The sequence below is a fragment of the Streptomyces sp. NPDC091289 genome, assembly GCF_044757365.1.
GTDB lineage: Bacteria > Actinomycetota > Actinomycetes > Streptomycetales > Streptomycetaceae > Streptomyces.
Map to the genome: position 1 here is coordinate 197,552 of NZ_JBIVUT010000002.1, position 14,970 is coordinate 212,521.

General features: G+C 69.5%; 11 protein-coding genes. 8 read left to right on the forward strand and 3 right to left on the reverse strand.

Annotation, left to right across the window (positions count from 1 at the left end):
• Positions 1 to 35 precede the first annotated feature (35 nt).
• Positions 36 to 1,571: an aminopeptidase P family protein gene (locus ACIQPT_RS02980; RefSeq protein WP_401152029.1), complete on the reverse strand. Its 1,536-nt coding sequence runs from the start codon at positions 1,569 to 1,571 to the stop codon at positions 36 to 38.
• A 92-nt stretch (positions 1,572 to 1,663) separates the two neighbouring features.
• On the opposite strand from ACIQPT_RS02980, the gene ACIQPT_RS02985 reads away from it, so the two are divergent.
• On the forward strand, positions 1,664 to 2,293 hold the full coding sequence (locus ACIQPT_RS02985; protein WP_401152032.1) for a TetR/AcrR family transcriptional regulator: 630 nt from the start codon (positions 1,664 to 1,666) through the stop codon (positions 2,291 to 2,293).
• Between the two features lie 78 nt (positions 2,294 to 2,371).
• Here ACIQPT_RS02985 and ACIQPT_RS02990 read toward each other — a convergent pair whose 3' ends face one another.
• Positions 2,372 to 4,117 carry an ABC transporter ATP-binding protein gene (locus ACIQPT_RS02990; RefSeq protein ID WP_401152035.1) on the reverse strand — a complete coding sequence of 582 codons (1,746 nt, stop codon included), beginning with the start codon at positions 4,115 to 4,117 and terminating at the stop codon, positions 2,372 to 2,374.
• Entirely contained in the window at positions 4,114 to 5,874 is a 1,761-nt protein-coding gene (locus ACIQPT_RS02995; RefSeq protein ID WP_401152038.1) for an ABC transporter ATP-binding protein, read from the reverse strand. The genes ACIQPT_RS02990 and ACIQPT_RS02995 overlap by 4 nt, the downstream gene beginning before the upstream one ends.
• Before the next feature lie 95 nt (positions 5,875 to 5,969).
• On the opposite strand from ACIQPT_RS02995, the gene ACIQPT_RS03000 reads away from it, so the two are divergent.
• The 7 genes from ACIQPT_RS03000 (at position 5,970) to ACIQPT_RS03030 (ending at position 14,890) form a co-directional block, all read left to right on the forward strand.
• Positions 5,970 to 7,022 (forward strand): ABC transporter substrate-binding protein, encoded by a 1,053-nt coding sequence (locus ACIQPT_RS03000; RefSeq protein WP_401152041.1) that lies wholly within the window; start codon positions 5,970 to 5,972, stop codon positions 7,020 to 7,022.
• 8 nt (positions 7,023 to 7,030) lie between these two features.
• The gene (locus tag ACIQPT_RS03005) at positions 7,031 to 8,134 is read left to right on the forward strand and encodes a FecCD family ABC transporter permease (RefSeq protein ID WP_401152042.1); all 1,104 of its coding nucleotides are present in this window, start codon (positions 7,031 to 7,033) and stop codon (positions 8,132 to 8,134) included.
• Positions 8,131 to 8,940 (forward strand): ABC transporter ATP-binding protein, encoded by an 810-nt coding sequence (locus ACIQPT_RS03010; RefSeq protein WP_401152044.1) that lies wholly within the window; start codon positions 8,131 to 8,133, stop codon positions 8,938 to 8,940. Before ACIQPT_RS03005 ends, ACIQPT_RS03010 begins: the two co-directional genes overlap by 4 nt.
• A gap of 118 nt (positions 8,941 to 9,058) precedes the next feature.
• Complete coding sequence (locus ACIQPT_RS03015; protein WP_401152046.1) at positions 9,059 to 10,630, forward strand: site-specific integrase; 1,572 nt, start codon at positions 9,059 to 9,061, stop codon at positions 10,628 to 10,630.
• Entirely contained in the window at positions 10,627 to 12,360 is a 1,734-nt protein-coding gene (locus ACIQPT_RS03020) for a hypothetical protein (RefSeq protein WP_401152049.1), read from the forward strand. Before ACIQPT_RS03015 ends, ACIQPT_RS03020 begins: the two co-directional genes overlap by 4 nt.
• The gene (locus ACIQPT_RS03025) at positions 12,357 to 14,480 is read left to right on the forward strand and encodes an integrase (RefSeq protein ID WP_401152051.1); all 2,124 of its coding nucleotides are present in this window, start codon (positions 12,357 to 12,359) and stop codon (positions 14,478 to 14,480) included. The genes ACIQPT_RS03020 and ACIQPT_RS03025 overlap by 4 nt, the downstream gene beginning before the upstream one ends.
• Positions 14,477 to 14,890: a hypothetical protein gene (locus tag ACIQPT_RS03030; protein ID WP_401152054.1), complete on the forward strand. Its 414-nt coding sequence runs from the start codon at positions 14,477 to 14,479 to the stop codon at positions 14,888 to 14,890. The genes ACIQPT_RS03025 and ACIQPT_RS03030 overlap by 4 nt, the downstream gene beginning before the upstream one ends.
• Positions 14,891 to 14,970 lie beyond the last annotated feature (80 nt).

Genomic DNA, 14,970 nt, shown 5'->3' on the forward strand with positions numbered 1-14,970 from the left:
GTGCCATCCGGTGGTCCGTCCGCGTCATCCGGTGGTCAGCCACGCAGCCGGGCCATCCACGCCTCCACTTCGTCGGCCGCCCGGGGAAGGGCGGCCGAGAGGTTCTCGTTGCCCTCCTCGGTGACCAGGAAGTCGTCCTCGATCCGTACGCCGATGCCACGGAGCTCCTCGGGCACGGTCAGGTCGTCCGACTGGAAGTACAGACCCGGCTCCACGGTGAGCACCATGCCCGCCTCCAGCGTGCCGTCCACGTACAGCTCGGTGCGGGCCTTCGCGCAGTCGTGGACGGCCAGGCCGAGCATGTGACCCGTACCGGCCAGCGTCCAGCGGCGCTGCAGCCCGAGTTCGTAGGCCTCGTCCACCGACCGCTCGCCGAACAGGCCCCAGGAGGCGAGGTGTTCGGTCAGAACCCGCTGGGCCGCGTGGTGGAAGTCCCGGTACTTGGCGCCGGGCCTCACCGCGGCGATACCGGCCGACTGCGCCTCGTACACCGCGTCGTACACCCGGCGCTGGACCGGCGTGAAGCGGCCGTCGACCGGCAGGGTGCGGGTGACATCGGCGGTGTAGAGGTTGCGGCTCTCCACTCCGGCGTCGACCAGCAGCAGTTCGCCCGGCCGGGTCTCGCCGTCGTTGCGGACCCAGTGCAAGGTCGTGGCGTGCGGTCCCGCGGCGCAGACCGACGCGTAGCCGACGTCGTTGCCCTCGATCCGCGCACGCATCCAGAACGTGCCCTCGATGACCCGCTCCGGGGTCGGTGTGTCCGTGCCGAGGACGCGTACGACGTCCTCGAAGCCACGCGCGGTCGCCCGGCAGGCGTCACGCAGGTCGGCGATCTCGAACGCGTCCTTGAGCAGCCGCATTTCGGACAGAGCGACGCGGAACCCGGTGTCGCGTTCGGCGGTCACCCTGTCGTCCAGGGCGGCGTCGACGCCCGCGTCGTAGCCGCGCAGCAGACGGACCGGGCCGGTGGCCGCGGCGAGCCGTCCGGTCAGCGTGCGGACATCGCGGCAGGGCAGGCCGAGGAGCTGTTCGTTCTCGGTGAGGCTGTTGCGACGGCCGTCCCAGAGCTCACCGTGGTAGTCGCGCCAGAACTCCCCGTTCTCGCGGTCGGACCGGGGGCGCAGATAGGCGATCGCCCGGTGCCCGCCGTCCTGACCGGGCTCCAGGACCAGCACGGAGTCCGGCGACCGGTCGCCCGTCAGATAGGCGTAGTCGGAGGACGGCCGGAACGGGTAGTCCGTGTCGTTGGCGCGGACCTTCGGGTTGCCGGCGGGGATCACCAGCAGTTCACCGGGGAAGAGGGCGGAGAGCGCCGCCCTGCGGCGTGCGGTGTACGCCGCCTGCGCGACGGGCTCGAGGTCGCGGCGCTCGGTGTCCGCCCAGCCCTGCTTCATGTTCTCGGCGAGCTCGGTGCTCACGTCCCCGTAGAGGCCGTTCTTCCGCGTCCTGTTCTCGTCCGACTCACCCGACTCACCCGACTCATCAGCCACGACCGCCTCCTGATGTGAATGCGTCACGCTCGTCCCTCCTCGATCGCGGACAGCTTGAGCCTGCAATGTACGGTGTGACATTTTACAAAACAAGGTGCCGACCGGTGGGAAGCCGATGGCCAGGGGCAGCCCGCCGGGTCTGTACCCCGCGCCCACCACGTAGAATCCGCGAAATGAGTGTGCGTCGCCGAGCTACCCCTGGCCGCCCGCGAACCAAACCCGCCGAGGAGCGGCGCGCCGACCTCATGGACGCGGCCGAGAGGGTGTTCGTCGAGCGGGGCATCGACGTTGCCCGGATCGATGAGATCACCGAGAGCGCGGGTGTTTCGATCGGCACCTTCTATCTGCACTTCAGCTCCAAGCGCGACCTCATGCTCGCCGTGCGGGCCCGTTTCATCGACCGGCTGGTCGAGCGCCAGAACGCGGCGGTGCGGAGCTTGCCCGCCGATGACTGGGTCGGACGCCTGGACGCCTGGCTCAGCGACGCGGTCCGCGTCTATGTGGAACATGCCGAACTGCACGATGTGCTGTACGGCCACACGCCGATCAACGCCACGACGGAGATCCAGGTCAGCCCGGAGAACGCGCATGTCGAAGCGTTCCGGCGACTCATCACCGAGCGTCCGGACCCGCCGGCCGACGCCCCGAACCCCGCCATGGCCGCGAATCTGATCTACAGCGCCTGGTACGGCGCCACCCATGCGCTGCTGCATCACGAAGCCGAGGACATCGACCGGCTGGCCGACGAGCTCATCGCCGACATCACCGACCTCGCCCATCGCTATCTGCGCGCCGAGGCCTGAACCGTACTGCCGTACTGCCGACGACCCCCGGTGTGCGGATCGCCGGCAGCGGAGCGGTGCGGTGACGCGGATCTCCGGTCAGCCGTTCACCTCGGCGATACGCCAGTGACGTGCCCGCTCGTACTGTGAGCTCAGCCGCGCGAACGTCCCACCCGTGAGCAGCAGTTCCTCACGCGTGCCGGACTCCACGACCCGGCCGGCGTCGAGCGCGACCACACGATCCGCGGCGGCCAGAGTGGCGGGGCGATGGGCGATCACGATCACCGTACGGTCGGGGTCGCCGCCGAGGTTGGCGATGGCCCGGGTGATCGCGGCCTCGTTCTCCGGGTCGAGTGCGGAGCTCGCCTCGTCGACGAGGACGATGCGCGCCCGCTTGAGCATCGCCCGGGCGATCGCGACGCGCTGACGTTCGCCGCCCGACAGCTGCGCGCCGCCCTCGCCCACACGGGTCGCCCAGCCGGCGGGCAGACGCTCGATCACCTCGTCGAGCCGCGCCGCGGTGGCCGCCTCCTTCAGCTCGTCCCAGGTCGCATCGGGGCGCGCCAGGCGCAGGTTGTCCTCGATGGTGTCGTCGAAGAGATAGACGTCCTGGAAGACGATGGCGATCTCGTCGAGCAGGGTGGCCGGGTCGAGTTCGCGCACATCGACGCCACCGACGCGCAGCTCTCCCGAGTCGATGTCGAAGAACCGGGCGATGAGCCGGGTCGCCGTCGTCTTCCCGGACCCCGACGGTCCGACCAGGGCGGTGGTGGTGCCCGGCCGGCAGTGCAGGGACACCTCCTTGAGGGCGGGGGTGTCGCCGCCCGGGTAGGTGAAGGTGACGTTCGCGAACTCGACGCCGGCCTCGGCGATCCGGCGCACCGGCTCGGCCGGAACCGGCAGCGCGGGGGTGGACAGGAGCTCCTCGATCCGCGCGATCTGGTTGCGCAACGCGCGCAGGGCGCCGATGAGTTCGATGAGGTTGCCGAGCGGCTCCAGGAAACGGGCGGCCAGCACGAGCAGCACGATCGCCCTGGCGGCGTCGATACGTCCGCCGAGCATGAGCTCGGCGGTCAGCGCGAGCACCGCGACGAACCCGGCCATGATCACACCGGTGTAGACGAAGAACGGCTGCCGCGCGCGGCGCATGCCCTCCCGGTAGGTCTCGCGGTGGTCCTCCAGCGCGGCGCGCATCCGGGGCGTGCCCGCGGCATGACCGGCGGCACGCAGCACCGGCTGGGCCTGGCCGAGCTCGATCGCCCGGCCGGCGACCCCGGCCGCCGCCCGCTCCAGCTCGATCTCGGCGATCTCGGAGATCCGCGCGGCCCGTTGCAGGGCGATGTAGGCGACCAACGCGATCGCGCACAGCAGCAGCGCCATCCGCCAGTCGACCGTGAACGTCACGACGACGACCGTCGCGGGCAGCAGGGTCGAGGTGATCACGGGGCCGCCGATGGTCACCGCCAGATGCGCGGCGCTGCCCACGTCCGCGGTCACCCCGCGTGCGAGCCGGGCCTTGTGCTCGGCGGTGAACCAGCCCAGCGTCAGCGTGCTCACATGGCGCATCAACCGCCGCCGCAGCTGCGCCGCGAGCGCGCCCGCCGCCGCGAAGCCCACCGGGGTGGCGACGATGCTCAGCACCGCGTACAGCACCGCGCCGGCCGCGCCGAGCACCAGCCACGGTGTGGCCGCTCCGACGTCCGGTTCGGGGCGCACGACGGCGTCCAGGATCGGGATCAGCAGCGCCAGCAGCAGACCCTGAAGGACGGCCTGCCCCGCGGTGAGCAGCCACAGCCGGGCCAGCAGCTTCGGGTTGGGCCAGAGCCGGTAAAGGCGGCGGATCACGCGAGCACCCCTTCCTGTGCCGCCCACATCCGGGCGTACAGCCCGTCGCGCGCGAGCAGTTCTCCGTGGCGGCCCTGTTCGACCAGGCGTCCGTTCTCCAGTACGAGGATCTGGGCGGCGCCCGCGATGGTGTGCAGCCGGTGGGCGATCACGATCACCGTCTTGCCCACCGCGAGGTTGGCCAGCGCCTCCTGGACCGCCGACTCGCTGTCGGCGTCCAGCGCGGCTGTCGCCTCGTCCAGGACGACGATCGGCGCCCCGGAGAGGATCGCCCGGGCGATCGTCAGCCGCTGGCGTTCACCGCCGGACAGGCTGCCGCCGCCCGCGTCGAGCAGCGTGTCGTAGCCGTCGGGCATGCTCTCGATCACCTCGTGGATGTGCGCCGCCTCCGCTGCCGCGCGGACTTCGGCGTCGCTCGCTCCTGGCCGGCCGATGCGGATGTTCTCCGCCACGCTGTCCCGCAGCAGGGCGACGTCCTGGAAGACCAGGGACATCGACGCCAGCAGCTTCGCGGACGGGATCGAGCGCACGTCCACCCCGCCGATCCTGAGCGACCCCTGCGTCACCTCGTAGAAGCGCGGCAGCAGGCTGGCGAGCGTCGTCTTGCCGGCGCCCGACGGGCCCACGATCGCGGTCACCCGGCCCGGCGGACAGACGGCGCTGATCTCCTCGACCGCGTTGGTCACCCCGTCGTAGGAGAAGGAGACCCGGTCGAACTCGACGCCGTGGCCACCGGGCAGCCGCGGGTGCTCGGGCTCGGGCAGCGGCGTACGGGCCAGCAGCCGCTCGATGTTGGCCGCGCCCATCCGGCCCTTGCGCACCCCCTGGGCGGCGGTCACGGCGGGAAGGATGGAGTTGGGCAGTCCGATGGCGACCACCAGGAACGCCACCAGGTCCGCGACGCCGAGCGACCCGCTGTCGACGAGGAACAGGCCGGCGGCCGCCACGGCGGTCAGGACGGCCATCTCCGAGCCGAACAGCCGCGAGGCCGCGGAGCTGTGGCGCACCTCGGCGACCCAGGCCGCGAACGCCTGGGTGTGCTCGTCCACGGCGTCGTCGAAGCGGCGCAGCACCCGGCCCCCGGTGCCGAACGTCTTCACCACCTGGATTCCGTCGGCGTACTCGACGCCGGCGGCGCTGATCCGCGCGTCGGCGGCGACCAGCCGGTTCATATGGGTCGTCATGGACCGCATCGAGATACGGAAGAAGATCCCCATCAGGAGCAGTACGCCCAGCACGACGAACGCCATGCGCACGTCGACGAGGAGCAGATAGCCCGTCGCGACGACCATCACGGTGGTCGCCCCGACCAACTGCCCCAGGGCGTGCGCGATGACCTCGTGCATCTCCTCCAGGTCACCCGTCATCGCTCGCTTGACCTTGCCCGAGCCCGCGGCGCGGAACCAGCCGAGCGGCAGTCTGCCCAGGTGCGTCACGATCTGCACGCGCAGGTCATGCAGGATCGCCGCGTCCGCGTAGTGCCCCACCCGGGAGGACTGGACGAACAGGACGAGCCAGGCGCCCCCGCCCGCGGCGCCGATGCCGACCCAGGTCCAGATGGCGGTGTGCGACTCCGCGGGGTTGTCGAGCATGAGCCGGGCGATCTCGGCAACCGCGATGTAGGGCACGATGCCCGCCGCCGCACTCAGGCTCGACAGAACCGCGCAGATGACGAGTTGGGTCCGGATCGGAGCGAGCAGGCGCAGTAACGCGCCGGGTCCCGCCAGCCCCGGAGTCTGCGATGTCGAAGGTTTCATTAGGGTACCCTAACATGGCGACTGAGGCTCATTCAATAATGTGCACAGTGTCCGGAGACACCCCTCATGACCGTCACCGAAGGGAACGCCTCTTCATGTTCCAGCCGCACTTCGACCACCCGTCGGCCGGCCGCGGACCACGTGCCGCTCCGCACCGGACCCGGGCCGCGTTCAGCGCCCTCGTCGCGCTCACGGCGCTCGGAGCGACCGCGTGCTCAGGCGCCGACACGGGCCCGCGCAAGGAGAGCGGGGCGAGCGGAATCACCTTCGAGTCCTGTAGTCGCACCGTCGAGCTCGACCGGGCCCCGAAGCGCGTGGCGATCACCACGGACGCCATCGCCGACACTCTGTTCGCGCTGGACGTCGGCGACCGGATCGTCGCCAAGACCCGCGGTGAGTCCGCCCCCGCGCCCGAGCTGAAGGAGCGCCTCGCGATGCTGCCGAGCCTCGGGACGCGCAATCCGAGCGTCGAGGCACTGATCGCGGCCGAGCCCGATCTCCTGATCACCGATCAGGTCGAGAAGGTCTCCGGCAAGCTGGGCAGTCCGAGCATCGCCGAGCTGAAGAAGCTGGGCATCGCCACCTATGTGGTCGGCGGCGGCTGTGCGGCGGACCTGAGCGCGGATACCTCCGGGCTCGACGCGCTCGACGCCGACATCGGCCGGCTCGGCACGGTCTTCGGCGTGGAGGCGCGCGCGAAGGCGTTGCGGGACGAGCTGCGCGGCAGCCTCGACGACGTACGCCGGCGGACCGCGCAGCAGCCCAGGAGCGAGGTCGCCGAGATCTCCCAGGTCGCCGGTCAGCTCTATGTGACCACCGGAGGCCTCGCCAACGACGTGCTCGAACGGGCGGGCGGGAAGAACGTCTTCGCCGATCTGCCGGGGCAGTTCGCCCCGGTCAGCGCCGAACAGATCGTCGCCCGCAACCCCCGGGCCATCATCGTCGACAACTTCACGGCGACGACGAAGGGCCGCAACGACGCGGTCGCGTTCCTGAACCGCACGTTCCCCACCGTGGACGCGGTCAAGGAGGGCCGGGTCCTCGTGATCGACGCGGCCAGGACCGGGGCGCGCGGCAGTACGCGGCCGGTGGCGGGCGTCACCGAGATAGCGAGCTTCCTGCACCCGAGCACGTCCCGCTCCCAGTGAGGTCCGCGATGCACAAGCAATCACCCGCCCCCACCGTCACCGGTGACGCAGGGCCCTCGCGGGGCGGCAGCCGGCCAACTCCACGGCGCGGCGGCCGGTCCGTCTCCCTCCTCGTCGTCGCACCGCTGCTGTCCGCCCTCCTCCTCGTCACGGTCTGCGTGGCCGTGTCGGTGGGATCCGTCGGTGTGCGGCTGGAGACCGTCACCGAGGTCATCGGCGGCCACCTGATCGGCACCGGGACCTCCGCGAGTGTCATGGACGACCAGATCGTGTGGAACCTGCGGCTGCCGCGTGTGCTGCTGGCCGCCGCCGTCGGCGCCGGGCTCGCCGTCGTCGGTGTCACGCTGCAGGCGACCGTCCGCAATCCGCTCGCCGACCCCTATGTGCTCGGCGTCTCCGCCGGCGCCGGGCTGATGGCCTCCGTCGCGATCACCCTCGGGTCGGCGGCGGTGGCCGGTCTGTCGACATCGGCCGCGGCCTTCGTCGGAGCGCTCGTCGCGATGACCGCGGTGCTCGCCCTCTCGCGCCGCGCCGGCCGGGTCATCCCGAGCCGGCTGATCCTCGCCGGGGTGACGCTCTCCTATCTGTTCAGCGGCGCCACCAGCTTCGTCATCTTCCGCAGCGGCAACGCGGACGCCGCGCACTCGGTGCTGTTCTGGCTGCTGGGCTCCCTGTCGGAGTCGTCGTGGACCAACCTGGCGCTGCCCGCCGCGGCCGTGCTGGTCGTCGGCGTCCACCTGATGCTGCGGACCCGGACACTCAACGCACTCGCGGCCGGTGACGACGCGGCGCTCTCGCTCGGGGTCTCCGTGCACCGCGTCCGCATCCGCCTCCTGGTCACCGCCTCCCTCCTGACCGGCGTCCTGGTCGCCGTGTCCGGCGGAATCGGCTTCGTGGGACTGATCGTTCCCCATCTCGTACGCCTGGTCGTCGGCCCGGACCACCGCCGGCTGCTCCCCATCGCCATGCTGGTCGGCGCGATCTACCTCGTCGTCGTCGATGTGCTCTGCCGTGTTCTCGTCCGCCCCGAGGAACTGCCCGTCGGCATCGTCACCGCCGTGCTCGGCGCGCCGGTCTTCCTGTGGCTGCTGCGACGCTCGGAGGCGTCATGAGACTTTCCCTGTCCGGCGTCGGCGTCCGGATCGGTTCCGTCCCGATCGTCGCCGACTGCGATCTCACCGTCGAGGACGGCGAACGCGTCGGCCTCGTCGGCCCCAACGGCAGCGGCAAGACCACGCTGTTGCGTACGGTCTACCGCGCGCTCGACCCGTTCGCCGGCCGCGTCGCGCTCTCCGGCGACGACGTGACGACGCTCGGCCAGCGCGAGGTCGCCCGGCGTGCCGCGCTCGTCGCCCAGGACAGCACTCCGAACTTCGACTTCACCGTGGAGGAGGTCGTGGCCATGGGGCGCGGACCGTGGCTGCGGACCTTCGAGTCGACCATCGGCCGTGGGGACGGGCCGATCACCGCCGCGCTGGAACGGGTCCGCCTGGCGGACCACCGCAGCCGCAGGCTCTCCACCCTGTCCGGCGGCGAGCGGCAGCGGGCCCTGGTGGCCCGCGCGCTCGCGCAGGAAAGCCCGCTGCTTCTCCTCGACGAACCGACCAACCATCTCGATGTGTACGCGGCGCTCGAACTCCTGGAGCTCGTACGCGATCTGGGGCGGGCGACGCTGTGTGTGCTGCACGACCTCAACCTCGCGGCCACCTACTGCGACCGGCTCTACGTCCTGCACCGCGGGCGGATCGTCGCGGGCGGCCCGCCCGCGGAGGTCCTCACCCCCGAGCTGGTCCGGACCGTCTTCGGAGTCACCTGCACGCATCTGACCCATCCGGCCACCGGCGGCCTGCTCCTCGCGTTCTCACCGCGGCGGGCCGCTCCTCGGCGCGACGCGGCCGACGGCCCGGTCGCGCGGTGATCCGGTGCCTGTCGCTCAGGTACGGTCGCGCGGGCCGTAGACGGCTGCCGGCCGGCTGGCGCTGAGCGCCCAGTACCGGTCTCCGTAGCTGAAGTGCCACCATTTCCCTGATGATTAGATGTGTTCAAGCATCAGGGAAGGGGCGAGTGTGAGTGAGTGGCGTGTGGTGTGGGTGCCTGACCCGGGCCGGTGGGGGACGCTTCCTGAAGCGGGAGGGTTGGGGGTCAAGGACCTTCCGGTGGCGGTCGAGCGGATCGGTTTGATGCCGGGTGATCCTGTCTTCATCGCTCCAGATTTCACCATCGACTGCGACCTGTTGGAGTTCGTTCTCTCAAAGCACTTCCGCTTCCTTGCACGGGAGACGAAGCGGAACTACGCCACGGACGTTCGGATCCTCCTGACCTTCCTGTCTTCGCGCGGGATCGACTGGCGCCGGGCCTCCGAGCAGGACCTGCTGAACTACAGGACCTGGCGCTGTGATGCTCCACAGAATCCCGAGCGAATCGGCGGGTCGAAATGGAACCGTGAGGCCGCCGCCTTCACCCGTCTGTTCAAGTGGGCGAGGGTGAGCCCGCGGCCGGTGGACGCGTCCCGGCGGGAGGACCGTGCCGCTGACTCGGTCAGTGCTCGGGTGTCGTGGCTGACACCGCGCACGTGGAGCTTGTGGTCGGACGTCGGCCTGCGCGGTCACGGCCGGGACGGGGTGCCGAGTTGGGGATGGGATGCGCGGACCGAGGCCCGTAACACCTCGTTTGTGCAGTTCATCTTGAGTTCGGGGCTTCGGCGGCAGGAAGGGGGGTCCCTCCTGGCGTTCGAGCTGCCCGCTCAGCGGTTGCAGCACGGGCGCTACCAGCACGGCCAGCTCGCCGGGGCAGTGACCCGATCGAAGAACGGCCGTACCTTCTACACCTCGCTGGATGCCCTGCGACAGGTCGAAACCTATGTGCAGTCGGAGCGCGCTTGGGCGGTGAAGCGCGCTCAGCAGATGGGCCGCTACGAGCGGGTTGAGCAGATGCGCCTGGTCACGAAGGTGACCCGCGGCCGGGCACCGAGAGTCTTCTGGGTCGACCGGGATGGTGTCGAGGGCCATCAGTACTTGACTCATCTGGGCTGGCGGGAACGGCAGTGGCTGTTCATCGAGGGCCCGGAGGGGCCGGAACCTGCGTGGCTGTGGCTGACCGAGCAGGGCTTGCCGATGCTTCCCGACCGTTGGAACACGGTGTTCACCACGGCGAACCTGCGCTGCGAAGAGGTTCTGTTGACCCCCGCCGAGCGGGAGGTGAGCCGGAACCTCCGAGCCGCAGAGGTCCGGGGCCGGACGCCTTACGCGACCCCGCACTCCACGCGTCACTCCTTCGCGCTGTACATGCTCATCGTGCTGAACCAGCTGATGGAGGCACGCTTCGGATTGACCGCGGCGGATCGCCGGGATTTCGCGATGCTGTTCGGTGATCCCTGGTGGCTGGTCAAGACCCTCCTCGGGCACGCGGACGTTGAGACGACCAAGCGTCATTACCTGGCTCCCGTCGCGCACCTGCAGCTGGAGTCGATCCTGGCGACGGCCGAGGCCGACGAATCCGACCGCAAGGTCGAGGACATCGACGGCGTGTTCGCGCGACTCGCGAAGGAGTCGGCCGGGATCCAGGACATCGACGTCATCGTCGACCGGCTGCCGGTGGCCGGCCGATGAGCCGCCGCGGGCGTCGGGCGGTCCTGCCGCCGACCGACTTCACCACTGAACCAGCGCTCGCCGCAGACGGACTGGTGGTCACCATCGTCAACAAGGCTGGCCACAGGAAGGACTTCATCTTCTCCGACCTGCCCGTCCCGGAGCCGATGCAGCGCTCTCTGGCAACGGTGTTCGCTGCCCAGCGGGCGAAGTGGACCAGCCACTACAGCGCCACAGCTGCCTGGAACCGGCTGAAGGTGTTCGCCGAGTTCATCTCCGGTCTCGACACCCCTCCCGAGGATCTGACCGGCCTGGATGCGGCGACGCTCAAGCGCTGGCGGCTGCGGAACATCAGCACGAACACTGGGCGCACCACGCTGCGGGTGGTCCATCGGATGCTCCGCAGCGACCCTCGGTTGAGCGAAGGGCCGGTCGCGGAGGAGCTGGCCCGTCGCGTTCCCGCACCGAAGCCTGTCAGGAAGTCCTACGACGAGGCGGAACGTGATCACGTACTGCTGGCAGCAGGCCGTCAGTTCCGGGCCGCCTGGCTCAGGATCCGGGAGAACACCGATCTGTTGGAGCAGTGGAGGACGGGGGCCCTGGCCGACGGTAGTCGTGACTGGCGACTCGGGGAAGCCCTGGACCATGTCGCTCGCGTCGGAGACGTACCACGTACGCAGTTGCCGAGCGGTAGGCAGGCCATCACCAACCGCGGATTGCTCGGCGGCCGCGACAGCGAGCACACATGGGGCCGGCTGTTCTTGACCCCGTCGGAGCTAACGGCCTTGGCCGTCCTGCTGACCGACCGCTTCGGCTGGAATCTCTCCGTCTATGACCGTATGCCGGCCCCGACCAGGGCTCCGTCGGTCGCGGAGACCATGAACGTGACCTACCAAGTACAGGTCGAGAAGCGCCGGGCCGGCAACGGCCGCTGGTTCTCCACGGAGAACATCACCGACTCCGGGGCCGACTCGCCAGGTCGATTGATCACGCAGGCACTGCAGGCCACGCTTCATGGACGACTTCTGGCTGCGCAACTTGCTCCGGGAACAGACCTGTTGATGACAGCCCGCGCGGTTCGTCAGAAGGGCGGCCGCAGAGACATGGACCGTCCTCCGATTGTCGGCCCGCTCGTTTTCGGTGTCTCGGGTGTTGACGGGAAGTCCTGGGCCAGTGAACACAAGCTGAGCGGCTCGCCCTTCCGCCAGATCCGACGCACGACGGTGACCCGTGAGGGCAAGCCTCTTCAGCACACTCAGGGAACCCACGAGAGCGTGTACGTGCTGCCCGACCAGAAGGTCCGGCAAGCCTCGCAGCAGAGCTTCGAGGAGGGCGCTCTCGAAGCTCTCGACCAAGCGAAGAAGATCTTCTTCGGCGGCCATCTCACTCAGAAGCAGGACCCGGCCCATGGGCAGACCGCGACCGCGAATTGCGCGGACGAGACCACCACCGCGTGGCCTGCCCCGGGCGGCGGTTGCGGAGCCGACTTCCTGCTCTGCCTCGCCTGCCCCAACGCACACGTCCACCCAGGTCACCACCCCCGCCTCGCCCTCCTTCACGAACACATCCAGGGCCTGCGGTCGGCGATGCCTGAACACAGATGGCACCAGCGCTGGTACGAGCACTGGCAGCGGCTCGACGACCTGGCGGAGATGGTTGGCCGCCCGTCCTGGGCTGCCGCTCGAGTGCGGGCCAGCGACACCGATCGCACCCTGGTCGATCTCCTGATGAAGGGACAACTTGCCTCATGAGCCTCCCTCTTGCCTCGGAGAGCGACCCTTATCTGCTGTCGATCCCCACCCCGGACAGCCCGGTCGTCCTTCCTCGGTGGATCAGCTCCGGAAACGCCAACCCCAACGGTCGTTACCAGGAGCCGGTCTGGCCGCTCGGGCCGCTCATCGACCGTCCAGGCGCCAGCCTGATCAAGATCCACTGGAGGAACTGCCCTGATTCGATGACGGGGCAGATCAAGCAGGTGACCTGGATTCTGTTGAACGGCCAGCTGCGACCCACCTACCTCCGGAGCCGAGGGATTCGGGCCCGTGCCAGAGGCTCCGCCAATGAGATGCGGGAAACCTGCTACGAGTGGATGCGGCTCGGCCGCTGGCTGTACACCGCTGGCGTCAAAGATCTGCGTGGCTGCACCGACGACCACTGGACTGCATACGTCACGGACCGCTTCCGCACCAATCCGACCCGGCACCACGCTGAGGAAGCTCTGAGTCGCCTCACCGATCTGTGGGCATTCGACCAGCTCTGCACTCAGCCCATCGGCGTCACGCAACCACCTTGGGAACGGGAAGGCGTCGACGACTATCTGCCATCCTCCACCCCGCAGGACACCGGCGAGAACACAACCGAGCCGCTGGATCCAAGCGTGGTGGGCCCGCTACTGATGTGGGCGATCCGCATGGTCGACGACCTCGCGAACGACATCCTGGCCGCCTGGGTGGAATGGCGCCGCATGCAGCAGTTGGCCATCACCAACCCGAGCTCGCCCGCAGGACTGGCCGCGCTTGATGACTACCTCTTGCCCCGACTCGCCGCGGGCACGGGCCTGCCGACCACCGAGTGGCGCGGCAAGGCTGTCCTGGCCGCTACATTCATCGCGGCCACCGTCGGCTGCAGCGTCAACCAGGTCAGTGGCTTTCGACAACGCCATGAGCTCAGCACGCTGCAGCCAGGTCCCTGCCCGCTCCCGGTAGCCGTGACCGGGCAGATCAACGGCAGGCCCTGGCGCGAGCACCTCGACTTCAACGAGGTCTCGACCTTGATGAGGCAGTTGGCCACCGCCGCGATGATCGTCTGCCTCTATCTGACCGGTATGCGACCGCAGGAAGTACAAGGTCTGCGGTCCGGCTGCTGCCCCGACCCCGAGGACGGCAGCCGCCACCTCATCCGCAGTCACCACTACAAGAACGTCACCAACGACGACGGCCAGCACGTCTCGGCCGGCGAGGAACGGGAGTTCCCCTGGGTCGCCATCACCCCGGTCGTCCGCGCGATCCGAGTCCTTGAACGCATGGTCCCCGAGGGCGAACTGCTCTTCAGTTCCGCCCATCACGATTTTGCCCGCGGCCGCCAGCGCGGTGGCGCCTTGAAGAACAGCAGCATGAACCAGCGGATCGAGGACTTCATCGCCTGGATCAACCGGGAGACCGAATCCCATGGATTGCAGGACCAAGGCGTCCCCCAGGACCCTCACGGCACCATCGGGCTCGGACGGTTCCGCCGCACCCTGGCGTGGCACATCGCCCGCAGACCGGGCGGGCTCGTCGCGCTCGCGATCCAGTACGGCCACATGCGTACCGTCCTCAACGCCCGTACGTCCAGCGGCTACGGCAGCCGAAGCCGCCGCGGCATCCACAGCGTCCTCGACGTCGAGACCGCCCTGGCCGCTGCTGACACCGCCGCGCGGCTGCGGGACCGTCTCGCCGCCGGCGAGAAGATTTCCGGGCCTGCCGCCCGACGAGCCCTCACTGCCGCGGTCCAGGCGCCACGATTCGAGGGCCGTACCGTCACCCAGAAGTTCGCCAAACAGGCCGCCGACTACCTGGCCCGCGACGGCCTGGTCCTCTTCGACAACCCGGACGCTTCGCTGATCTGCGTCTTCAAGCGCGACAACGCGCTCTGCGAACCAGGCACCGACGCAACCGCCCCGAACCAGTTCGACTGCCGCCCCGGATGCGGGAACGCCGTCCGCCTCGACAGCCACGCAAACGAGCTGCTGCAAGAGACCAACCGCATGAACCAACTCGCGGCCCACGCCCCTCAGCCGCTGGCCAGGCGCCTGCGCATCGCCGCTGAGCAATACCGTGCCACCGCTGACACCCACCACGCCACCGCCCAACCTGCCGAGGACCTGTCGTGACCGAGCAATCCACCGACGAGCGGACACGCATCCGTGCCGCCATGGACCGGCTACTCACCGGCCAGCCCACAGCCTCCGACGGCGCACTGACCGTCGTCGCTCTCGCGGCCGAGGCCGGTGTTCACCGCATGGCCCTCCAGAAGCGCCATGCGGACCTGAAGGCCGAGTTCTACGAACGCGTCCGCACCGAGACGAAGCAACCCCCGGAATCGGAAAAGCGGCTCCGCAAGACCGTGTCCGACCTGAAGGAAACCGTTGCCGCGCAGAAGGCCGAAATCATCGCGCTCCGGCACCAAGTCACTCAACTCGCCCTCGCGAACGCCGTCCTCACCCATCAAGGCAGGAGAGCAGGGAAGCCCCCGGAAGAGGTGCCGGACAATGTCGTTCCCCTCCATACGACGGGAGGGTGACCACCTGCCCTATCCGGCCTGCCGGATGGCCATCCACAGCGGTACCCACTCTCCCTTCGGGGCACCATCGTGCCGAAGCC

Excerpts from the sequence above, each read along its gene's own strand:
- ACIQPT_RS03020 (WP_401152049.1), top strand. The coding sequence starts at position 10,627 with ATGAGCCGCCGCGGGCGTCGGGCGGTCCTGCCGCCGACCGACTTCACC.
- ACIQPT_RS02980 (WP_401152029.1), bottom strand. The coding sequence starts at position 1,571 with ATGTCACACCGTACATTGCAGGCTCAAGCTGTCCGCGATCGAGGAGGG.
- ACIQPT_RS03005 (WP_401152042.1), top strand. The coding sequence starts at position 7,031 with ATGCACAAGCAATCACCCGCCCCCACCGTCACCGGTGACGCAGGGCCC.
- ACIQPT_RS03000 (WP_401152041.1), top strand. The coding sequence starts at position 5,970 with ATGTTCCAGCCGCACTTCGACCACCCGTCGGCCGGCCGCGGACCACGT.
- ACIQPT_RS02995 (WP_401152038.1), bottom strand. The coding sequence starts at position 5,874 with ATGAAACCTTCGACATCGCAGACTCCGGGGCTGGCGGGACCCGGCGCG.
- ACIQPT_RS03025 (WP_401152051.1), top strand. The coding sequence starts at position 12,357 with ATGAGCCTCCCTCTTGCCTCGGAGAGCGACCCTTATCTGCTGTCGATC.
- ACIQPT_RS03010 (WP_401152044.1), top strand. The coding sequence starts at position 8,131 with ATGAGACTTTCCCTGTCCGGCGTCGGCGTCCGGATCGGTTCCGTCCCG.
- ACIQPT_RS03015 (WP_401152046.1), top strand. The coding sequence starts at position 9,059 with ATGTGTTCAAGCATCAGGGAAGGGGCGAGTGTGAGTGAGTGGCGTGTG.
- ACIQPT_RS02985 (WP_401152032.1), top strand. The coding sequence starts at position 1,664 with ATGAGTGTGCGTCGCCGAGCTACCCCTGGCCGCCCGCGAACCAAACCC.